This is a genomic window from Brevibacillus sp. GCM10020057, from assembly GCF_042683565.1.
Taxonomy (GTDB): Bacteria; Bacillota; Bacilli; order Brevibacillales; family Brevibacillaceae; genus Brevibacillus.
On the sequence record NZ_JBHUJW010000023.1, the window covers coordinates 261,379 to 283,320 of the forward strand.

The following is a 21,942-nucleotide window of genomic DNA, read 5'->3' on the forward strand; positions in this document are numbered from 1 at the left end:
TATCGCCGCCCGGTGCACCTTTTTGTCTGGTTGACGATGCCGCCTGACGAAAAATCGGGCGAACGTCCTGATGCATGGGAAAGCCCTTGTACATACGCTGTTCGTAGCACTTTTCCTGTTTCCAAAGACTTCACGCAAAGGAGTGTTGTACGTTGTCACGATCTGCGCTGCCTTTGGTGAGCGTCATTACCCCCTCCTACAATCAAGGAAAGTTTATCCGAGAGACGATCGACAGCATTTTGAGCCAGGACTACCCGAACCTTGAGCACATCGTCGTCGATGGCGGTTCAACCGATGAGACGGTTTCCATCTTGCAAGAGTATGCCAGCAAAGACCCGCGCTTTCGCTACGTATCCGAGCCGGACAACGGGCAGTCGCACGCCATTAACAAAGGCTTGGCCATGGCGAGGGGCGAAATCATCGGCTGGCTGAACTCGGACGACACGTATTTGCCCGGGGCGGTGCGCAAAGCGGTGCAGTACCTGCAAAGCCAGCCCGCTTGCGGCATGGTTCACGGGCAATGCGAGGTCATCGATGAAGCAGGCGTCCCTTTCAGCACCTTCGCCAGCGAAAAAGCCGACGCCCAGAATCTGTATCAATCCTGTGTTGTCTGCCAGCCATCCGCTTTCATCCGCACGCATGTCTTTCGGCAAATGGGCGGCGTGGATGAAAAACTGAATTTCTGCATGGACTACGATCTCTGGATGCGCATCGCCAAAGTGCACACGATCGGCTTCATCCCGGACTTTTTGGCGAATACCCGTCTGCACGGCTCCTGCAAATCCGCGACACAGTGGCATTCCGTCGGGGTGCCGGAGGTCTTGAGATCCCTCGCGAAAAACTACTCGTCGATCCCGTCCCACTGGGTCTCCCACTTGTCGCAATACCGGAGCATGGGCGTGATCGATCTGCTTCGGCAGCTCAAGACGCTCCGCTCCAACTCATCGCGGATCACCGGCATGAATCGTTACCGCGACCTGTGGGCCCCGCCGATTTTGCGCGTCACCCTGGAATCCGAATCGACAGCTCGTGCCCAGCTTCTGCTGGTGAAAGGCAAGGTTCCGGGCGCCCCGATGCAGCTGCCCAAAGCCTTTTCCTTGACGGCGCTGGTCAACGGCAGGCTGGCGAAGACGTTCACTGTCACCAAAGCGCAATTCGCGCTGGAAATCCCCCTGGACACGGCAAACCAGGTGAATCGGATCGATCTGGCTTCGACGAGCATGATCCAGCCTGCCGTCCCCCAGATAGACGGCTTGCGCGTAGGAGGCTACCTGGCAGAAGAGGTGCTGCCCCTCAATCACGAGGAAGCCATCATTTACCAGGCCTTTCGCCAGTGATTCTAGCCCATGTACATTTTCGTCTCGATGACGGCCGCCGCTCCTGCGATGGCGAGCAGGAGGATGACCGGATAGGCGGCCGGTACATACAGGTACATGAGGACAATGGCGAGTGCCGCCCAGATGCCGACACACCAGTAGCAGCTAAGCAACCGTCCGATCCAGCGGCGGAATTTGCCGCCCTTGAACTGGACTTGGCGCAGCACCTGCCCCGAAGCGTCCGTCTCGTATGTGATGGCAATAAATGGGCTGCGCAGAGGCTCAGTGATTTCGTCAAACACGATCAAATGGGTGAGACGGAAGCTGGCCAGCACGAGAATGGTCAGGTCCAGCCAGGATAGGTCAAACATGCGCTCTCCATCCCTTTCCAATATTTATAACTTTCCCTAAGTCGTGACAATTTGTTACCATTGGTCACGACAAACCAGAGAAAGGCGTGATGACATGAATCGCCATGTAACGAAGATTGCAGCTATCCTTTCCCTGTCCGTCGCCTTCACCATGATCGGACAAACAGCAGATGCCAAAACAGCGAAGTTTGTGTCTCTGAAAAAAGGAATGAACAGCGCGAGAGTCCTCGAAGTGGAAAAGATGCTTGACGCATTGAAGTTTGACTACAAGCTGAAAGTGGACAGGCTGTACAACGCCAACACGGTGTACAACGTCAAACGGTTTCAGAAAAAGTACGAGCTGAAACAGACGGGCGTAGTCAACCTGACAACTTATAACAAGCTGAAGCAGGTCTACAATGCTTCCAAAAAACCGACGACGAAGCCCGAGTCAAAGCCTGGCACACCGTCCAAGCCGTCGGATCAGACGACGAGCACCGCGACGCTCAAGCTCGGCTCCGCAGGCGAGCGCGTCAAAGAATTGCAAAACATGCTTGCGGCTCTCGGATACAAAGTAACGGCGACAGGAACCTATGACGACTCGACCCGTTTTGCCGTCATGCTGTTCCAATCCCGCAACAAACAGACGCTCACTGGGGAAGCCGATGCGAAAACGTACGCAGCCATCACGGATGCCTATAAAAACCACAAGGACGATTCGACGAAGCCAGGCACGACAACACCGGCTCCTGCTACTCCGCCTGCTTCCAACAACGATTCTTCCCAAAATTCAGGCTCGGGCCAAAATTCCAACGCCAATGTGCCGCTGCCGTCTGAATTGACGGCGGATGAAAAGGAAATGGTGCAGCTGGTCAACAAGGAGCGCACGAGCAAAGGCCTCGCTCCTTACCAGGTAGACATGCAGCTGACGAAGGTCGCCCGCATCAAAGCACAGGAGATGGTCGATAAAGGCTATTTCAGCCATACCTCTCCTACGTACGGCTCGCCGTTCCAAATGATGGAGACGTTCGGGATCAACTACATCGCTGCTGCTGAAAACATCGCCCAAAACCAGACGGTAAGCGGTGCCCACCAGATGTTCATGAACTCCTCGGGACACAAAGCCAACATCATGAGCAGCACGTACGACTATATAGGGATCGCCGTCGTCAATGGCGGCCCGTACGGCAAAACGTTTGTACAAATGTTCCTGAAAAAATAATATGCAAGCGCAGCCCCCATCATTTCCGCTGGAGATAATGGGGGTTTCTCATTCAGAACGTAATGGCAATCCGGTTGCTTGCGGAGAAGTTTACCTCCTGGTTGTTGCAGAGCACAATGCCTTCCACGGTGACGGCCTGGCCGGACGGCTGCTTCATAAAGGAGATCTGGAAGTTCTGGAATGACTCTGTCGCCTTGGGCGGGATCAGGACTGGCTGAATAGGCGCGATCCAATATTCGCCGCGCTCCTTCGCCTGGCTAAACCAATCGTCATCTAAGTACCTCCATCCTCTTACGCCGGCCATCCCCTGCACGGCCATCGTATCGACCAGCTTCGGCGGCAGCACCTGTCCCCCCATTTTGATGGAATCCGTCGGGGTGACGCGCAGGCAGACAATCGGATTGTACAAGTCCGCCGTCCCCGTATTTTTGACCTGCAAAGTTCCCACCAGAAGGTATGGCCGGTCCTGCGAATCCGAGTGAATCAGCGTGTAGTCAAAAAACACTTCGGCCTCCAGCCTTTGTTCAGGTTGATCCGGCACTTGGACGGGATGGTGGACGATCGGCTCCGCGGCTGGCGCTGTTTCTGTCGCCTGAGCTGTTTCTGTCGCCTGAGCTGTTTCTGTCACCGGAGCTGTTTCTGTCACCGGAGCTGTTTCCGCTCCTGGCGCTTCCGTCACAGCCTGCTCCGCTTCTGCCACCGCTTCGCCCGTCACGTCGTGAATGGTCAGCACCAGTTGGTCTTCTCCGCTTTCCACGTGCTCCTCCAGCTCACCTTGCTGCTTTTGCTCCTGCGGGACTGCGGCATCCGCCTGCTCCTGCCTGCACTCCCCAACATGCCCCGACTCCGTTTGCGCCTGCAGCGACTGTCCCTGTATGACGTTGTCGAGAAACACTTTGAACAGATTGGGCGGCAAGCAAGCGAGCGGTTGAATGCGCAAATCTTCCTGGAAGTAATTCAAAATGCCGGATGCCAGATAGAACGCGACCTTTTCCCCGTACAGCCTGCGCTTGTAAATTTCCGTAAACTGCGGAATTTGCAGCTGCAGGTGAACGGCTCCACTTCCCGATTTTCCCGCCGCCTTGCTTGCTTTGATCACGCACGGAATCCCCGTCTGCTTCAATTCCGATTGCAGCGACCGCACCAGCTCCCGGCGGTCGTCCGGCTGGAAGAGAACCAGCTTCGGCTTTTCCAGCAGCCTCAATTCCTTGACGCTGATGCGAATGGCTATATCCGCATGGCTGACTTGCGCGGCGTTCCTGGAGCCGTAGACGACCTCCATCCGGTATTCGGAAACGAACTGCTGTACCTTCTCCGCGATTTCCTTTTCAATGGCAAGCTCCTGAGCCGACGCTCCCGTGTACAGAACACAGACCTTCCCCTTCAAAAGCGAGTCCAGATCCACCCGCTTGTTTTTCGGGTCCCATTTGAGCTGGAAACCATTTTGCCTGCAAAACAACCGAAAGGCAGGCAGAGCCGTATAGGGCATGGTTCCTCCGCGCCGCCCGCCGTAATACACCTCGACATCCATCCCAGTCACTCCTTCCAAGCACTGACAGTATCCGCCTTATTGTATGAATGCCCAGCGCTATGAGTGAAGCGTGCCTGGCGAGATTTTGGGTTCCGGGCGTTCCGCCATGTCGCAAGCGGCATAGCATGACAGGGAGAGGAGTGGTGATATGTCTGTACAGCAAACGCCTTTGGTCTCGATCATCATCCCTGTGAAAAACGAAGGAGACAATGTGCGTTCCACGATCATGTCCCTTTTCAATTGCCGTACCCGATATGCATACGAGGTCATCGTGGTTGACGATGCTTCTACTGATAATTGCTGCCTTTTTTTGCAGCAGCTCAAGTCTCCGCAGATTACGCTGATTACGACCAATGGAATCGGCGCTGCCGCAGCGCGCAATTTGGGTGCGGAGCATGCCAAAGGGAAGTATTTCATCTTTTGCGATGCTCATTTGCAGTTTGAAAACTTCTGGATCGACCAGCTGATGGAGGTCGTGCTCACCCGGCAGGCAGACGGTGTCGCCCCGGGCATCGCGTCCATGACCGAGCCACACGTGATCGGCTACGGCCAAAGTCTGGATCAGAAGCTCGGCGTGATCTGGAACCCTCGTCCGCCCAAGTTGGCACCCGTCGCGATCCTGCCGGGAGGGTGCTTTCTCGTGTCGCGGGAAGTGTTCCAAAAAGTAGGGGGCTTTGACCGCGGGTTTCGCGTCTGGGGATATGAGGACATCGAGTTTTCCATCAAAATGTGGCTGTTCGGGTATACGTGCATGGTCCACCCTTCCGTCAAAATTTTACATCTGTTCCGCAAGGCGCACCCGTACACCGTCGTCCACGAGCACGTCTATTACAACATGCTGCGCATGGCGTACAGCCACTTCAGCGAGCCGCGCATCGAAGCATGCAAGAAGCTCATCGTCTATGCGAAAGCGTCGGAGATCGAAGACGACGTCCTGACACACGGCGCAGCCGCCCAGCGCATGCGCTATTTCGCCCATAGAAAATACGACGACAACTGGTTCTTCCAGCGTTTCCGCATTCCTTTTTGAGCCTTCCAATACCAAAAATAGGCATTCGTTGACAAGCAAATTTCCCATTGCCCACATAGTATGTAACTGCAAAGCAAATCCTCTAGGAAAGGAAGGATTCATACGGTGAATCATGTGAAGCCCATCAAGGGTCGCCAGCTCCCTACACCTTCCCCCACACCAACCGCTACCCCTCCGATCTCGAACAACCTGCAGCCGGAGTGCATTCGCGTCAACAAGGTGTATGACTGGGTCGTTCTCGCTAACAGCTACCGAAACAAGATTGCCCTTCCCGACGATTGTCGAGCACTGGTGGACGCAGCGATTCGTGCCGGCCAGGATATCACCATCTCCTGCGTAGAGCCGATGGCACCCGGTCCTACCTGCAACGTCGTCAGTATTCGCCGTGAGAACATCATCGTCGGCGGAAACACTGTTCGCGTCGGTGTCGTTCGGTTCGTGTTTGGGGCGACTGTACTGGTGCGCGTATTTGCCGACAACACGCCTCTGTGCGAATTTTCGACCACCGTCCAGTTCGACCAGGAAGTCGTGCTGTGCCTGCCTGAACCGCTTGATGAGAACAACATCGTCTGCCGCATCAGCGCCATTGAATGCAACCCTGTCGGTAACGTCCTTCTCGGAGGCATGGTCCAGCTCGACGTCATTGTGTGCGTAGAGATCCAGGTAGAAGCGGAAGTCAAACTGGAAGTTCTCGCCAAATTCTGCTCGCCGCGTCCGAACAGCATTCCTGTACCATCCCCGACACCATCCTTCCGCTGCCCGCCGATCGCGTTCCCGCCGCAATGCCCGCCGATCTTCCCAGTGGCGAACTGCGATTGCCAGGCATCTGTGAATGCCCTTGTGCCTAACATTTCTGTATCTATCGGCATACCGCTTACCGCCGCAATTGGTACGATCCAACTCATCGCCGATATCTGCCCGTCCTGCGATCCATCCAGCAGCTCGTTTACCTTTAACTTCTTTGATAATGTCCTGCCTGATGTACTCCCTGGCGATCAAAGCTTCAGCTTCTCGCCGACGTCCATCAGCTCGCCTACTTGCATCGACATACTGCCTGGCCTGACTATCTTGGCAGGTCTCGTCGTCACCGGTACAGGTGTACGCACCTTCACGTCGTCCGGCGTACAAGAAACGATGACCTACTCGCTGACGCTCGCGGAAACGGGCCTTGGCCTGCCAGACGTGATCATCCTGACCTTGAACGACGTCAACGGTGTGCTCGTGTTCTCCGCAACAGTCGCTGTCGTTCCGGACGAACAACTGCTCGTTGCCGATTGCGTCACCTTCGGGGATATCGTCATTACGACTCCGTAAACTTTGCGAAATTCAATCATTCCGCATACGACGGGAGGAGGCCATGGCTTCTCCCGTCTTTTCTTTCCCGAGCCGGCCCGCGCCGAAACAGGCACCAATCCATGTACGCTACATATGTCTATAGAGGATACCTACATGAAAAAAGGAGGACAACACTATGCTCAAAAAAAGGACCTCCACCGCGAGCAGCGTCACGAGCACCAGTACGAGCAAGGGAAAACGCGGAAATGAAAAGCTCCAGCTGTTGAAAAAACAGGCGTATTACTACGAAGCCAAAGCATCGCAATACAGTGAGGAAATCAATCAGCTACAGGAGCAGCTGCAAGCGTTGCTGGAACGCGAGCAAGCACATCAGGAAGCCGTAGGGCGATACGAAGAGACGCTCTCTTCCTTGCAGGCAAAGGAACAAGGGTGGAAGCAGATGCTTGCCCAGACCCAGTCTCGCCTCGCACAACTGGAAGACAAGGTGCAACAGCAGCAAGACGTCCTGGAGCAGCGGGAAAAAGCCCTCTTTGCCTACAAGGAGCGGGAGGCGAAATGGAAGCAGACGACGGATGCGCTGAAGGCAGAATTGCTCGAAGCCAAAAACGCAGCCAAAACCGACGACACTTCCTTGCAGGAGCTGCGTGAGGAATTTGCCAATGCCCAGGCCAGCTGGCAGCAGAGCGCTCAGCAATGGCAGCAGCAACTGACTGAATATGAGAGCCGGCTCGCAGCCTCCGAGCAGCAATGCATGGAAAAGGATGAAACCATCGCCCGCTACCAGGAGCAGGAAGATGTACTGCGGCAGGCACTAGAGACGCTCCGCCGAGAAATGGAGGGTCTTGATGCGTCCTCCGAACAATGGAGAAAGCAGCATGAAGCTACCCGGACGCAGCTCGAGTCTACCCTGCAACAGTTGGAAGCAGCCGAGCAACGGCTCGCAATCACAGAACAGCAACTGGAGGCTTCCCAGACGCAGTTCGAGTCTACCCTGCAACAGCTGGAAGCGGCGGAGCAGCGGCTCGCAGTCACAGAACAGCAACTGGAGGATTCTCAGGCGCAGCTGGAAGCAGCGCAGCAACGGCTTGCGGTCACAGAACAGCAACTGGAGGCTTCCCGGACGCAGCTTGTAGCAGCGCAGCAGCGACTTGAGGTAACGGAACAGCAGCTGGAAGCAGCAGAACAGCAGCTCGAAGCTGCCAAACAGCAATTGACAGAATCCCGCCAGCGGCAGGAAGACACAGCGCAGCAGCTGAATGCCTCCCAAGAGCGGCTTGAATCGGCAGAGCAGCAGCTCGAGGAGTCCAGTCAGCAACTCGCAATCGCGCTCCAACAGCAAGAGGCTGCGGAAAAGCAGCTGGCCGACGCCAGGAAAAAAGAAACGGAGCTCATCCAACTCATCGCCGACCAGGAGTACAAAATTCAACAACTGCAGGAGCATGAGCGGCAATGGAACGCAAAGCTTGAAGCTGCCCAGCAGCAAATTTCCGCCGCCGGACAACGTGAAGCCGAACTGCTTCGCGAACGATCGCAGCTGGAGGAATCCCGGTTCATGTGGGAACAACGGGCACAGGAACTTGCACAAACCATCGAACAGCGCGAGCAGGAGCTGCAACACGCCCTCACTTCACAGGCGGAAGCGAGCAAGCAGCTGAAGGAGCTCGTCAAGCAACTGGAAAGCGAGCGAGAAAAAGCCGCCGCGTATGAGAAAAAGCTCGAACAGCTTGAGCAATCGCTCGCAGCTGCCAAGGCAGAGCAGGAAAAGTATCAGCGTTCCCTCGCCCAGGTCGATTCGATCGAACAGCAGTACAAGAAGCAGGCAAGTGAACTGGCCAAGGAGCTGGAGCGCATCTCCACCCAGGAGAAAGTGCTGAAAAAAACGGTAGATGGTCTGAAACAGCAGATCAAGGAGCTTCAGGACAAAGAGGAGAAATACCGACAAGCGATCAAGGATTTCACGTTAAAGGAAGCCCGCGCGAACAAAGTGCTCAGTCAGCTGCCCTCGACGCTCTCGTCGCAGAGCCCTTCCGTAACCGCGCAGCCCATGCAAAACCTTCAGCAGACCTCCAACTCCATTCCCGCCACCTTCACGCTCCCTCCAAAGACCAATCCCGGGAACACATTCAATCCGTTCAAATGACCTCCCCCGATGTGCGGGTGCCGTTCCCACACAGCGGCACGCTGAATACAACATAGTACAGTAAAGAAAGGGAGGGAATACCATGACACCTGAACAACTCCGTGCACTCTATCAACAGCGCCACCAAATGGCCGTCCGCCAGATGCAGCAGCGGCCTGCGGCAAGGCCCCTGACGCCTCTGCCCAAATCGGGTCCTGTTCACAACGTCAAGCCGTACGTCCAGCCAAAAAAATCGGGAGGCTGCTGCGGCAGGCGCTGGCAAGGCTGAATTTCACGAACAACCTTTCTTGATGTCCCGCACTGTCTGGCACGAGATGGTCAGGCATTGCCTGGAGGAACGCCCTATGGAGGCTTGCGGATTACTTTCAGGCAGAAACGGTTGCGCGGAAACCCTCTGGAGAATGGAAAACATCGAAAAGAGCCCAGTGGCCTTTGCCATGGACTTACGTCACGTTCAAAAAGTCTTGCAAAAAATGGCGCTGAAGGGAGAGACGCTTGCGGGAATCTACCACTCCCATCCAACGGCTCCCCCCTTGCCATCCCTTGAGGATATAGCGTACGCCCACTACCCGGAAGCGGCTTACCTCATCGTATCCTTGTCTTCATCAGAACCGGTCATCGGCTGCTACCGGATCGTCGGGACGCGCGTCTTTTCTTTGCCCTACTCTCTGCGTTAGCCGCCGACAGCCGGATGCCGGATATAAAGCAGCGGGAGCTATCCTAACTCCCGCTGTTCTTTCGCTTCTTCCAGGCGCAGCAGCTCTATCTTCTCCCAGCTGACAAACTCATCTTCCCACAAGACATGGCAGCGGCCCTCCTCGACGCGGATGACAATCCCCCGCACCCCGTCCTTCAAAAATACGACTTTGTCGCCCTCCTGGATCATCGCGCTTCCCCGCCCATTAACCGAGTCTGAATATGATTCCGTGACCGCCTTTCGGGTATTCCCACTTGATGTTTTCAAATGGACAGCCGATCCGGCAGCTTCCGCATTCGTGACACCCTTCGTATCCCACATGCATCCGCACCTCTTCCCATTTGTAGACTTCGGCCGGGCAAAAGATCGTGCACAGCTTATCCGGGCACTTGGTCGCACAGATGTCTGCGTCAAGCACGTGAAGATGGGACTGCGTGTCGGCTTTGAACCGGACCAGGTATTGCTTTTCTTCGATCGGCTGCCCTTTGGGGATCGTCGCCATCACTTCATCACCCTCCATGCATTCATCAGATCGCGGGCCATCTTCCACTTGTCCCTAGCCGTGCCGAGCTCGCTCCAGATCTTTTTCTGCTTGTTCCATTTGGAAGTGCCGTCTACCGTGAACATCTGGCTGGCTGCCTTGTTCATCATCGGGATGTACTGCTCAAAATATTGCGGGTACTTCTCGAAGTGATGGGTCGCGTCCTTGTACTTCTTCAGATCCTGCCCGACGAAGCTGTCCAAAAGGCTGATGCGGTACGAATCGAGCATGCGCTCCGAGAAATCTTTGGCCTCGCGAGCACGGATGATCGTCTCCGCCGCCATCACCCCGGAAGCCATCGCCATGTTGGAGCCTTCCCGATGGATCGCGTTGACCAGCTGGGCCGCATCGCCTACGACAATCACCCCGTCTCCGACGAGTTTGGGCATCGACCGATAGCCTCCCTCGGGAATCAGGTGGGCCAGGTATTCCTGCTGTTCGCAGCCCTGTATATAGGGGCGGATCATCGGGTGATTTTTTACATAATCCAGCAATTCATACGGTTTGATCTTGTTTTTTATCAGGCCCGAGAGCATCGTCCCGACCCCGATGTTCAAGCTGTCCTTGTTCGTGTACAGCCAAGCCGTGCCCAAAATTCCTTTGGTCGAGTCACCGAAAATCTCGATGGTGCAACCGTGGTCGCCTTCCAGATTGAAGCGATCCTCGATGATTTTCCGGTCCAGCTTTAGCACCTCCATGACGGCCAGCGCTACTTCGCCAGGACGGAATTCCTTGTGGAAGCCGAGCGATTTGGAGAGCAGCGAATTGACGCCGTCTGCCAGCACGACGACGTCCGCGTACACGTCGCCATCCGGACGGTCCGTGCGTATCCCGGTGACTTTGCCGTTCTCCACGATGCACTCCAGCGCCACTGTCTCATTGAGCAAAAGCGCACCTGCCTGCACCGCCTTGTCCGCGAACCACTGGTCGAATTTGGCGCGCAGAACGGTGAAGTTGTTGTACGGCTCCTGCGCCCACTCCAGCCCTTTGTAGCTGAAAGTGAGCGCCGATTCTTTGTCCAGCATCATGAAGCGCTGCTCGACAATCGGCCTCTCCACGGGTGCTTCCTTGTAAAAACCGGGGATGATGTCCTCCATCGTCTTGCGGTACAGCACGCCGCCCATCACGTTTTTCGAGCCGGGATATTCCCCCCGCTCCATTAAGAGGACGTTCACTCCTTGTTTGGCGAGAGTGTACGCACAGGCCGTCCCCGCCGGACCTGCTCCGACTACAATGACATCAAACTTTTCCGCCATATTGTACCTCCTTGTCCGGCACCTTCTGAAACGCCTCCATCAGCAAAGGCACGATTTCAAAGGCGTCCCCGACGATCCCGTAGTGGCATGACTGAAAGATGAGCGCGTTTGGGTCCTTGTTTATGGCAATAATCATGCCGGAGTTGCGCATCCCGACCAGGTGCTGGATCGCTCCCGATATACCGATGGCAAAGTAGATTTTCGGCGTCACCGTCACGCCTGTCTGCCCGACCTGGTGTTCATGCCCGATCCAGCCTGCCTCGACCGCATCCCGGCTCGCCCCCACGGTGGCGCCGATCTTTTCCGCGAACTGGTGGATCAGCGCAAAGCCTTCCTTGCTGCCCAGCCCTTTTCCCCCCGCCACGATGACATCCGCCTCGTCCAGCCGCACTTTTTTCCTGGTCTCGCGGACGATTTTCAGCACTTTGGTGCGAATGTCTTGCTCGCGCAGCGCGATGCTCTCCTCGATGATCTCGCCTGTGCGGGCAGGGTTCGGTTCCAGCGCACGCATCACCTTCGGGCGGACCGTAGCCATCTGCGGCCGATGCTTTTTGCAAAGGATGGTCGCCATGATATTGCCGCCAAAAGCCGGTCGGCTCGCTTCCAGAAGACCGGTCTCGGCATTGACGTCGAGCATCGTCGTGTCGGCGGTCAGCCCTGTCTCCAGGTCGGTCGCCACTGCCGAAGCCAGGTCCTTGCCCGTAGAAGTCGCCCCGTACAGGATGATTTCCGGCTTGTGTTTGTTCACGCATTCGATCACGGCGCGCATGTACGACTCCGTGCGGTAATAGTGAAAGATCGGGTCGTCATACACATAGACCTGGTCTGCGCCATAGGAGAAGAGCGTCTCCGCCAGCTGCTTGACGCCATCCCCGATCAACAGTCCCGCGAGCGGCACGCCCCGTTTGTCCGCCATCTGACGTCCCGCACCGAGCAGCTCCAGGGAAACCGGCGCGATCCTGCCGTCCTTCACCTCCGCGTACACCCAGATGCCGCGATAATCCTCCAGATTCATGCCTGCCCCTCCTTCACCCGAAACAATCCTTTTTTCTCCTGCAAAATCTCCATCAGCCGCGCGACTTGCTCCCGCGGCGTCCCTTCCAGCATGTCGCCGCCTTTTGGCTTTTCCGGAGGCCAGACCTTCGCCACGACCGTGGGCGAGCCTTTCAGTCCCAACTGCGAGCGGTCGATGTCTCCCAGGTCGTCCACACTCCAGACGACAGGATCGTAGCGTGCGGCACGCAGCATGTTCGGCAGCGGCGAATACGGCACCTCGTTGATCTCCTTCTCCACGGAAAAGAGACAAGGCAAGGCGGATTGCACCACTTCATAGCCGTCCTCCAGCTTGCGGTGGACGATGCAATACCCCTCCGCCTTGTTCACTTCCACGACCTTTTTAACGTTGGTCAGCGGCGGAATATCGAGCCTGCGGGCGATGCCCGGACCGACCTGCCCCGTGTCGCCGTCGATCGTCATTTTGCCGCAAATCACCAGATCAACAGGCTGCGTCTGGGCGATTTTCTCGATTGCCTTGGTGATCGCGTAGCTCGTCGCCAGCGTATCCGCCCCGGCGAAAGCCCTGTCCGTGATGAGGTATCCAGCATCTGCTCCGATCTCGACGCATTTGCGGATCGCCTTGACCGCCGGTGGAGGACCCATGGTCACGACAGAGACGATCCCTCCGTACCGCTGCTTCAGCCGGACTGCCTCCTCAACGGCATGGGCATCATACGGATTGAGGATCGCGGGTGCGCTCGCCCGGTCCATCGTATTGGTCTTGGGATTCATCTTGATGATTTTCGTATCCGGCACTTGCTTGATGCAAGCGACGATGTGCAGCATCTACCATTCCCCCCTTGCTGCCGGGCCGCGAATCTCATCTTAGTACGGTTGACATGGTTGTCTCTTTTTCGCGCGATCCTTCAGGCAGCTTGTCGTTCATTGATATAACGTATTGCCGTTTCGCTCCGCTTAGACCAGCAAACAGGGAGAAACGCCGCACCGCAGCTCTGCGCTGCTGGTCCGTTTTCTTGCCACTTGGCACGAAACTTTTCCAGCATTCTCGCACGATCGGCCACATAGCGCGGCCGCTTCCGCCTTTTCCCAGCTGGCACAGATCATGCAACCATACGTTTTACCAATATTCCGAGAGGTGATTTTCCCATGACTTTCAACCAAGCGATGAACAAAGAAAAACAGCGGGGACTGTCCACGACTGCCATCCATGCCGGCTATCACTGCGATCCTCTGACCGGTGCGCTCGCCACCCCGATCTACCAGACCTCGACCTTTGTGTTTTCTTCCACAGAAGAGGGCGCTCGCCGCTTTGCCGGTGAAGAGGCCGGCTACATCTACTCGCGTCTGGGAAATCCGACAGTCACTGTTCTGGAGGAGAAAATGGCGGCTCTGGAGAAAGCGGAAGCGGGTCTTGCCTTTGCCTCGGGAATGGCAGCCGTCTCGGCCATCCTGCTCGCGCTCGTGAAGACGGGCGACCACATCCTGGGGACAAAAGGCTTGTACGGCTGCACATACGGCCTGCTCAACCTGCTGCAGGACCGCTTTCAGGTGAGCTACTCGCTCTGTGACATGACGGATGAAGCCTCCATCCGCCAAATGCTCCAGCCGACAACCCGCGTCATTTACGTGGAAACGCCGATCAACCCTACCATGGAGCTGGTCGACTTGCAGCTGGTCGCCAAGATTGCCAGAGAGATCGGCGCTGCTGTCGTCGTGGATAACACCTTCATGTCTCCCTATTTGCAGCGCCCGATCGAGCATGGCGCAGACATCGTCATCCACAGCGCCACCAAGTTTATCGGCGGGCACGGAGACGTCATCGCCGGTGTCGCTGTCGGGCCAAAGGCGATCATGGACAGCATCCGCCTGACCACGCAAAAGGACATCGGCGGCATTCTCGCTCCCTTCGATGCCTATTTGCTGATCCGCGGACTGAAGACACTCGGGGTGCGGATGGACCGCCACTGCGAAAACGGCATGCAGGTCGCCCGGTTTTTGCACAGCCACCCGAAAGTCGCGGCGGTGTACTATCCCGGCCTGCCTGATTTTCCCCAATACGACCTGGCTTGCCGGCAAATGGATGGCTTTGGCGGGCTGCTCGCCTTTGAACTGAAAGGCGGCATGGAAGCAGGTATCCGCATGATGAACAACGTACATTTGTGCAAGCGCGCCGTGAGCCTTGGAGACGTCGACTCGCTCATTCAGCACCCTGCCTCGATGACACACTCCGTCGTCCCTGCCGAAGAACGCGCGAAGATGGGGATTACCGATGGACTCGTTCGCTTGTCTGTCGGAATCGAGGACATCGCGGACATTTTGGAAGATCTCGACACGGCTCTGTCTTTTGCCTAAGCCGCAACACTTGCCCGGGTGCGTACCGCGCCGGGCTTTTCTTTGCAACTTGGCTTGCGCCTGATGCTTGGCGCAGCCAAGTTTTCTCTTTATGATGGAAAATAAAGAAAGCAAAAGACGGTATGAATGGCGAGGAGGGCTTTCATTGAAGGGGATTACGTTGGAGATCAAAGGCGAAAATCGGGTCGGGATTACGCACGAAGTCCTCTCGTGCCTGGCGGCAGGCAAGCTCGACATCGTCGGCATGGAGGTCGTGCCTCACTACATTTATGTAAAAATCCCGTATGTGCCGCACAGCCAGCTCGCGCCGATTACGAAAATGATCCTGCAGGTAAACGGCATCAAGCAGGTCAGGCTAATCACCTGCCTTCCTGCAGAAGAACGCGAAAATCGCATCCAGACCATCCTCGCCACCGTCTCGGAAGGCATACTGCTGCTGGACGACCAGCTGCGCGTCACCAATATGAATCGCGCTGCCGTGCAGATGTTGCAGATAAAACCCGAGCAGCTTCTGAACGACTCGATCGAAAAGCTGTGGGGTGAAGCTGCCCGCGAGATCAGACGCTGCCTGCAGGATGCGGTGGAGCTGCCCAGCGTGCAGGTCAGCCTGATGGCGGCCGGGCGCCAGCTCCCCATGCGCTATGTCTGCAGCTATCATCCCATCCTTCCCGCCGAAAGCGGCGAGCGCAATGGCGTAGTCGTCGTGCTCCGCGACCACAAGCAAATCCAGGAGCTGCTATCGACCGTACAGAAAAGCAATCGCTTTACGTTTGAAGAAATCGTGCAGCAGAGCGACAACATGAGGCAGTGCATCGAGACGGCGAGGCGGGTCGCAGGCAGCGAGGCGACTGTGTTTTTGCAGGGCGAAAGCGGTACGGGAAAAGAACTGTTCGCCCGTGCCATTCACGGCGAGAGCCACCGCGCTGCCGGGCCCTTTGTGCCGATCAACTGCGCCGCCATTCCCGATGCTTTGCTGGAAAGCGAGCTGTTCGGGTACGAGCAGGGCGCATTTACCGGCGCGCGCAAAGGGGGAAAGCTCGGTCTGTTTGAGATGGCCAAGGGCGGCACGCTGTTTCTCGATGAAATCGGCGATCTCCCCCTCCACCTGCAAGCCAAGCTGCTTCGCGTCCTGGAAGAACGCGGGGTCCGCAGAGTGGGCGGGAGCAGGACCATTCCCATCGATGTGCGCATCATCGCTGCCACCAACCGGAATTTGCAAGACATGACGAGCAAAGGGCAGTTCCGCGAAGACTTGTACTACCGCCTGCATGTGATTCCGATCGTCATTCCGCCCCTGCGCGAGCGCAAAAGCGACATCCCCATGCTGGCCCAGTTTTTTGTGCAAAACGTATGCCGCTCGACAAACCGGCCGGTCATGCAGCTGACGCCAGCCGCCATTCACGCGCTGCAACGGCATCATTGGCCCGGCAACGTGCGCGAGCTGCAAAACGTGATGGAACGAGCCGTGTACCTTTGTCCCGGCGCGGAAATTCACCCGCAGCACTTGTATCTGGACCTTCCCCCGGAAGCGTCCGGGCCGCCCTCCGCCGCAGCATCAGCACTGCCTTCCTGCCGCCTCCGCGAGCAAATGGAAGCGTATGAAAAGACGCTGTTGCTCCGAGCCTTGCGCGAGCACAGCTCCATCAGGCAGGCGGCGGCCTCATTGGGCATCAGCCACACCGCCGTTTTGCAAAAGATGAAAAAATACAAGCTTTGAGACTCCCACGGCTAAAGCCGCAAGCCGACACCTTCGGTATCAGTGGGATTCTTGGGTGGTAGTCGGAAGTGCATTTCTGCTATCCGTAGTTCCCCCAAGTTCAGGGCTGTCTCATCAGCCCGTCCTAAGACAGTGCATATAGCATCTTAGGCTGACAGACTGTTACCATCTGCCACAGGTTGACGCATGATATTGATCGCTCCAACCCGATCACGATGAGCGTTGAATCCGCATGAACATTCGTATCTTCTGCCTCTCGCTTTGTTCTTCTCCCCACAGGCAGGGCAAGATTGAGAAGTGTAGGCAGGATGAACCTCCACAACCCTTATGCTGACAAGGCTTGCCTTGTAGGATATGAATTGTTGCAGCTGATAGAACGTCCAACCATGCAGATTCTTTGCGTTTTTACGGCTTGTTCTTGCCGTCTTGCGAATCGTCTCTAGTCGTTCAAGCTTGATGATGGACACGCCTTCTTGAACGGCTGTATTTACAATTTGACGACTAATCTTATGATTTTGGTCTTTCATCCAACGTTGTTCCTTGTTACCAAGTTTCCGAATGGCAGACAACTTTTTGAGTTTACCTAATGTACGCCTCCGTTGCTGGTACTTTCTGCGTATGTACTTGTTCTGTCTACCATTTCCAAAAAATCTGGTTTTCCCTGTGGATGTCACAGCAACAGCAGGAACTTTCAGACCAAGGTCAATACCCATCATGTATTCACCGTTCGATTCGGTTGTGGGAACTACTAACGAAATTTGAGCGTACCATTTTCCTGATTTTTCAACGATTCGCATCAGTCCAGGCTTGGCTTGACGTAACAACTCCATGTCTCGATTCGTTGGAATAGCAAGAAAGGTTGTCTTCTTTGTCTTCCCATCAACGCCGATCGGGAAAGCCACCGTATTTTCAGATAGGGAATAGTTTTGATTGTTGATGAAATAGACAGGTTTTTTAAGAATGGGGCGAGTGCCCAACTTCTTACTTTTTCGGTACACACTCTTGGCATCACGAATGGCTTGATTACAGACGGCAGAGGGAAGGCGGGATTCTACATCTTTGGTTGTCACTTTCGGAAACACTCCAAGTTGTTCCGCCTGTTCACTCAGTTGGTTCACTACCCGAACATACTCTTTTCCTAATTGGCGGAGAACATCTGGATGATCAGGAAAAATTCGGACTTTTACCGTTAAAGCTTGCATGAGCTCACCCCCTTTTCTTTTGTTCTTCGACATAGCGTTTGACTGTTTCGCTTGATACGTTTCCTGCTGTACTGACGAAGAAAGAGCGTGTCCATAGACTAGGCAAATGAGCATGATGTTTGAATTCTTGCCTCAATATTCGAGAAGTCACTCCTTTCACTTTTGCCATAACGTCTGATGGAGAATCGGTGGGAAGACCATTCAGGAATAAATGAACATGATCTGGCATCACTTCCATCGCCACAATCAGCCAGTCATTCTGTTGTCATATTTCAGTTACTAGTTCCTTGAATCGAACTTCCACCTGTTCCACTAATACTTTTCTTCGATAACGAGGGCAGAAAACAAAATGATAGTGGATCAGAGATACTGTGGTAGCTGTCCGTCTGTATTCTTGTCCCATATCATGATGGGATCAGTTTTACAATGAAACTGCAACAGACGAACAAAAAGAAATGCACTCGCACACATGCTGAGTGTTTGCCCTGCCCATCCCATACAGGGATGTTCGGGCAAAGCCGTCTTTCATCCCACGATGAAAACCGTGGGCTTTCAGTCGGCAATTAATCCGACCAGTTGCAAAAACCGGACACAAACAGGCAAAGAGCGGCGATCCCTCCCCCTCACACTGACGGGGGAGCGAAACGCCGCTCTTTTTTTCATGCGCTTGTTCACTTCACTGCTGCAAGAGACATGGGCACTTTCGCACTACTTGTCAATCGAGAACTCGACTCTGGCACTCGTGAATTTTTTCGATACAGAAGCCAGCTTGATCTGCAGACCGATCTTTGGCAGCACTTTCCCGATTTCCGGCACTTCCGGCATCGTGTAATCGTCACTGTCCTTGAAGATCGTCACGCCTTTTAGCGGCTTGTAATCCATCGTGCCCAATGTGTAGTCGAGCTTCATGCCGGATGTTTTTGCCGGGCTGAACGCCGCGTCGTTGACCTGGTAGCGGGAGTCGGCAATGGCATCTTTGTTTCCTTCGTCATTATTCCAGTAACGGACCTGCTGGTGGGCATCCACTACGCCCAGCATGCCGTAGCCTGGATGGTTGCTCGTATTGTTGTCCTGCGTTTTGCCGTAGCGTCCATCGTAGTACCAGATCACCATACCGGGATCGTACGTAAAGAACGTGTCGTTGCGGCGGAAATATTTCAGGCCCGCGTCCACGCCCTCATGGGAGCGCAGCTCGACGAGGTAGTACGCATCGTACATTTTGCCTTCGCCGTCGAAGTGGATGAAGCCGTCCAGATCGAACTTTTGCTCGCCCTCCGCATCGTCGGAGAAGACGACTTCCCCGTCTGCTTTGACCTCGAAGTTGTCCAGGTAGAAGCCGGACTTCGCCAAGCCGCCGTCAGTCACGTAATTGAATTCGACCTGGATTTTCTTGCCGACAAAGTCGTTCAGGCTGATTTCTTCCTTATCCCAGCCTTTGGTCTCGTCGTCGTACGCTTTGACTTCCTTGCTCTCGCCCGTGTCCGCGTCGATGACGTTCACGTACAGGTAGTCGTAGCCCGTCTCGATCTGTCTCCAGGAGTCGAAGCTCATGGAAGCGGAGCTGGCACCTGTCAGGTCGATGACTTCGGAGGTCATCTTCGTGTTCAGGTTGTCGCCTTCATCGGAAAAATACGAATAGTCCCCGTCTTTTGGCTGCACCGGAGGCGTCTTCTCGACTTGCGGCATGTTCAGCTTGACCACTTTCCCTCTCTTGTCGATACTGCTGGCGTCGATGAGATTAACGGACTTTTTCCGTTTTTTCAATGCCTGGTAATCGATGACCTCCGGCTCAATCCATCTGCCGCCGTACATTTGCTGCAGCATCAGCTTGGACCACGGGTCGAAGCCCGTTGGCTGCGTCTGGAACACATAACCGGTGTGGCTTCCCGAGGACATCAGCGACCAGGCGCCTACCGGCGAATCGTGCCCGCCGTAGGATGTGTCGTACAGATCAGGCAGGCCGAGGTTGTGGCCGTACTCGTGCGCGAATACCCCAGGTGCGCCGTCTTCCGGCTGAATCATGTAGTCGTACGCTAACAGATCTGTGCCCGGAATTTCCGTCGGCTTTTTCAGCGTCCAGCGATGGGACCAGATCGCATCCGGATCTTCGCCCGTCTCTTCCCCGATGCCGGCATGAACGATCATCAGGTTGTCCAGCATCCCATCCGGCTCCATCAGGTCGCCGTCGCCATCGAGATCGTACGGGTCGCGCTGGTCGTACTCGTCCTCGTGTCCTGCAATCGCGTCGCCCACCGCTTCCAGCGTCTCGACGACGAGGTCCCGCGGATTGCTGTCATTGTCATTTTTATCGTTGCCGCCGTAGTATTTTTTCTCTTTTTCCGCAGTGAGCCATGGCGTGACGACGCCGTCTACCGTCCACGTGTTGCCGGACTGTTCAGAGTAGTACTTCGCCATCGTGGTCATGCTGATGCCTTCAGGCGTCGTGTAGCCTTTTGGGTCAAACAGCATTTTCTCGTAGTGCTTTTGGTTAAAATCTTTCGTCCACAGAGAGTCGCTCTGCTTTGGCACCTCGTTGTGCGGCAGATCAGGGTATTCCACCAGCGCAACGACCAAATGATCCGTATGTAACCTGCTGGATGCCCGCACCTGGCTGCCGTCCTTCAGCTTGGACACTTTGCCAGCTGCCTTCGACACAGCCGCAAGCTGCGATTTGCTCGCCTTTTTCCCGAAGGAGCTGGAATCGTCAATGCCGTGGGGCACCTTTTTGCCTTTCAAAAACCTCTCCACCGCGCGATCGATTTCTGCCTGATCCGCATCCTCATCGATCTCGCCTTGCTCCATCAAGGATTTCACCAGGCGCTCGATGTTGACCGTGGACAGATCAACCTCGAGCGGAGGCTTGTCCTTCGATTTCGCCATCCCGGTCGCTGGTGCCGCCACAATGCTGCTCAGCACCAGTGAGGAAGAAAACAGGACCGATAGTAGCTTCTTTCCTTTCTTCACTGCGCTCACCCTCTTCTATTTCTCTTGGTTTGCCGGACTATTTTCTATCCCCAGTTCCGACTATTCACAATTATCACACGCCGCGTTGTCATTACCAATTAATTTTTTTCGACAAAAAAACCCTTCCCGTCTTGAATTGGAGAAGGTTTTCCTGCGCATCGGCCCCTGCCGGCATACCAGAAGTGGCAACAGGATGGCGTCAGTGCCAACTCGCAGGCAAGAGCGCCATCACATGCGAATATTTGCTCCCATTGAAAAACCGGACAAAGGAGCTGCTGCGGCTCTCTGCCCGGTTTTCGCGCGCTTCTTTTCAGAAAAAGTTCATGCTCAGGTAGCGTTCGCCCGTATCAGGCGCGATGCAGACGACCCTTTTCCCCTCGCCCAGCCGCTTCGCCACGGTGATGGCAGCGAATACCGATGCCCCCGAGGACGGCCCAAGGAGCAGGCCTTCTTTGGCGGCGAGCAGCCGCATCGTCTGCAACGCTTCCTCGTCGGCGATTTGTATGATCTCGTTGTAAATGCCGGTGTTGAGAATCTTCGGGACGAAACCGGGACTGGTACCCACCAGCTTGTGCGGGCCGGGCTTGCCGCCTGACAAGACAGGCGAGCCTTTTGGTTCGACGACGGCGATGTACAGCTTTGGCAGCTTCTCCCGCAACGCCTCGCCCGTTCCCGTGATCGTCCCGCCCGTTCCCGCCGTGGCGACGAACGCGTCCAGCCGTCCTTTTGTCTGCTCGTAGATTTCCTGCGCTGTCGTCACGCGGTGGATATCGGGATTGGCCCTGTTCTCGAACTGCTGGGGAATGAAGCTGCGCGGAATTTCCTTTTGCAGCTCCTCCGCCTTGGCGATTGCACCCGGCATGCGCAGCTCGCTCGGCGTCAGCACGACCTCGGCACCGTACGCTTTGAGCAGGTTGATTCTCTCTTTGGACATGTTGTCCGGCATGACGAGAATCGCCCGATAGCCTTTGGCCGCGGCGTTCATCGCCAGCCCGATCCCCGTATTTCCGCTGGTCGGCTCGATGATCGTATCGCCTGGCTGAATCAGCCCGGCCTGCTCCGCTGTCAAAATGAGGTTGTATGCCGCCCGGTCCTTGACGCTGCCAGACGGATTGAACTTTTCCAGCTTCACAAACACCTCTGCCGCACCCGCCGGAACGATCCGGTTGAGGCGAACGAGAGGGGTATTGCCAATCAACTCGGTTATATTTTGATAGACGCTCATAGAAACCTCCTGGGAAGACGCGATCAGCTCGCAGCCGCTTGTCTTTCCACTAGGATAATACAAGTAAGTCTATATGAAAACCCTAT

At 55.6% G+C, this 21,942-nt stretch carries 19 protein-coding genes and 1 pseudogene; 9 read left to right on the top strand and 11 right to left on the bottom strand.

Annotated features, from left to right (window positions below):
- Nucleotides 1-152 precede the first annotated feature (152 nt).
- A complete protein-coding gene (locus ACFSO0_RS08185; RefSeq protein WP_376878776.1) occupies nt 153-1,337 on the top strand; it encodes a glycosyltransferase family 2 protein in 1,185 nt (394 codons plus the stop codon).
- Between the two features lie 2 nt (nt 1,338-1,339).
- Here ACFSO0_RS08185 and ACFSO0_RS08190 read toward each other — a convergent pair whose 3' ends face one another.
- Nucleotides 1,340-1,687 (bottom strand): DUF1360 domain-containing protein, encoded by a 348-nt coding sequence (locus ACFSO0_RS08190; protein ID WP_376878778.1) that lies wholly within the window; start codon nt 1,685-1,687, stop codon nt 1,340-1,342.
- Nucleotides 1,688-1,781: 94 nt separating this feature from the next.
- On the opposite strand from ACFSO0_RS08190, the gene ACFSO0_RS08195 reads away from it, so the two are divergent.
- Entirely contained in the window at nt 1,782-2,888 is a 1,107-nt protein-coding gene (locus ACFSO0_RS08195; RefSeq protein ID WP_376878780.1) for a peptidoglycan-binding protein, read from the top strand.
- Between the two features lie 52 nt (nt 2,889-2,940).
- Here the strand turns inward: ACFSO0_RS08195 and ACFSO0_RS08200 are convergent, their stop codons facing one another.
- Nucleotides 2,941-4,419 (bottom strand): hypothetical protein, encoded by a 1,479-nt coding sequence (locus tag ACFSO0_RS08200; RefSeq protein ID WP_376878782.1) that lies wholly within the window; start codon nt 4,417-4,419, stop codon nt 2,941-2,943.
- A 148-nt stretch (nt 4,420-4,567) separates the two neighbouring features.
- On the opposite strand from ACFSO0_RS08200, the gene ACFSO0_RS08205 reads away from it, so the two are divergent.
- From ACFSO0_RS08205 to ACFSO0_RS08225, 5 genes are all read left to right on the top strand, one after another.
- Nucleotides 4,568-5,449 carry a glycosyltransferase family 2 protein gene (locus ACFSO0_RS08205; RefSeq protein ID WP_376878784.1) on the top strand — a complete coding sequence of 294 codons (882 nt, stop codon included), beginning with the start codon at nt 4,568-4,570 and terminating at the stop codon, nt 5,447-5,449.
- A 105-nt stretch (nt 5,450-5,554) separates the two neighbouring features.
- The gene (locus ACFSO0_RS08210; protein ID WP_376878786.1) at nt 5,555-6,763 is read left to right on the top strand and encodes a BMQ_0737 family morphogenetic spore coat protein; all 1,209 of its coding nucleotides are present in this window, start codon (nt 5,555-5,557) and stop codon (nt 6,761-6,763) included.
- A 157-nt stretch (nt 6,764-6,920) separates the two neighbouring features.
- Nucleotides 6,921-8,885 (top strand): hypothetical protein, encoded by a 1,965-nt coding sequence (locus tag ACFSO0_RS08215; protein WP_376878788.1) that lies wholly within the window; start codon nt 6,921-6,923, stop codon nt 8,883-8,885.
- 82 nt (nt 8,886-8,967) lie between these two features.
- On the top strand, nt 8,968-9,153 hold the full coding sequence (locus ACFSO0_RS08220; protein ID WP_376878790.1) for a hypothetical protein: 186 nt from the start codon (nt 8,968-8,970) through the stop codon (nt 9,151-9,153).
- Nucleotides 9,154-9,175: 22 nt separating this feature from the next.
- Entirely contained in the window at nt 9,176-9,562 is a 387-nt protein-coding gene (locus tag ACFSO0_RS08225; protein ID WP_376878907.1) for a M67 family metallopeptidase, read from the top strand.
- Between the two features lie 38 nt (nt 9,563-9,600).
- Here ACFSO0_RS08225 and ACFSO0_RS08230 read toward each other — a convergent pair whose 3' ends face one another.
- From ACFSO0_RS08230 to ACFSO0_RS08250, 5 genes are read right to left on the bottom strand one after another with little or no spacing between them, the layout of a single operon-like run.
- The gene (locus ACFSO0_RS08230) at nt 9,601-9,771 is read right to left on the bottom strand and encodes a hypothetical protein (protein ID WP_376878792.1); all 171 of its coding nucleotides are present in this window, start codon (nt 9,769-9,771) and stop codon (nt 9,601-9,603) included.
- A gap of 16 nt (nt 9,772-9,787) precedes the next feature.
- The gene (locus ACFSO0_RS08235; protein ID WP_376878909.1) at nt 9,788-10,084 is read right to left on the bottom strand and encodes a ferredoxin family protein; all 297 of its coding nucleotides are present in this window, start codon (nt 10,082-10,084) and stop codon (nt 9,788-9,790) included.
- Nucleotides 10,084-11,379 carry an FAD-dependent oxidoreductase gene (locus ACFSO0_RS08240; protein ID WP_376878794.1) on the bottom strand — a complete coding sequence of 432 codons (1,296 nt, stop codon included), beginning with the start codon at nt 11,377-11,379 and terminating at the stop codon, nt 10,084-10,086. The genes ACFSO0_RS08235 and ACFSO0_RS08240 overlap by 1 nt, the downstream gene beginning before the upstream one ends.
- Nucleotides 11,363-12,394: an electron transfer flavoprotein subunit alpha/FixB family protein gene (locus tag ACFSO0_RS08245; protein ID WP_376878796.1), complete on the bottom strand. Its 1,032-nt coding sequence runs from the start codon at nt 12,392-12,394 to the stop codon at nt 11,363-11,365. Before ACFSO0_RS08245 ends, ACFSO0_RS08240 begins: the two co-directional genes overlap by 17 nt.
- Nucleotides 12,391-13,221 carry an electron transfer flavoprotein subunit beta/FixA family protein gene (locus ACFSO0_RS08250; RefSeq protein ID WP_376878798.1) on the bottom strand — a complete coding sequence of 277 codons (831 nt, stop codon included), beginning with the start codon at nt 13,219-13,221 and terminating at the stop codon, nt 12,391-12,393. The genes ACFSO0_RS08245 and ACFSO0_RS08250 overlap by 4 nt, the downstream gene beginning before the upstream one ends.
- Before the next feature lie 339 nt (nt 13,222-13,560).
- On the opposite strand from ACFSO0_RS08250, the gene megL reads away from it, so the two are divergent.
- The gene (gene megL / locus ACFSO0_RS08255) at nt 13,561-14,748 is read left to right on the top strand and encodes a methionine gamma-lyase (protein ID WP_376878911.1); all 1,188 of its coding nucleotides are present in this window, start codon (nt 13,561-13,563) and stop codon (nt 14,746-14,748) included.
- 145 nt (nt 14,749-14,893) lie between these two features.
- Nucleotides 14,894-16,465 (top strand): sigma 54-interacting transcriptional regulator, encoded by a 1,572-nt coding sequence (locus ACFSO0_RS08260; RefSeq protein WP_376878799.1) that lies wholly within the window; start codon nt 14,894-14,896, stop codon nt 16,463-16,465.
- A gap of 146 nt (nt 16,466-16,611) precedes the next feature.
- Here the strand turns inward: ACFSO0_RS08260 and ACFSO0_RS08265 are convergent, their stop codons facing one another.
- From ACFSO0_RS08265 to cysK, 4 genes and pseudogenes are all read right to left on the bottom strand, one after another.
- Nucleotides 16,612-17,667 (bottom strand): RNA-guided endonuclease InsQ/TnpB family protein, encoded by a 1,056-nt coding sequence (locus tag ACFSO0_RS08265; protein WP_376878800.1) that lies wholly within the window; start codon nt 17,665-17,667, stop codon nt 16,612-16,614.
- A gap of 4 nt (nt 17,668-17,671) precedes the next feature.
- Nucleotides 17,672-18,070: pseudogene (gene tnpA / locus ACFSO0_RS08270) on the bottom strand (IS200/IS605 family transposase).
- Nucleotides 18,071-18,375: 305 nt separating this feature from the next.
- The gene (locus ACFSO0_RS08275; RefSeq protein ID WP_376878802.1) at nt 18,376-20,631 is read right to left on the bottom strand and encodes an immune inhibitor A domain-containing protein; all 2,256 of its coding nucleotides are present in this window, start codon (nt 20,629-20,631) and stop codon (nt 18,376-18,378) included.
- A gap of 310 nt (nt 20,632-20,941) precedes the next feature.
- Nucleotides 20,942-21,856, bottom strand: coding sequence for a cysteine synthase A (gene cysK / locus ACFSO0_RS08280; protein ID WP_376878804.1), 915 nt, complete (start codon nt 21,854-21,856; stop codon nt 20,942-20,944).
- Nucleotides 21,857-21,942: the final 86 nt, after the last annotated feature.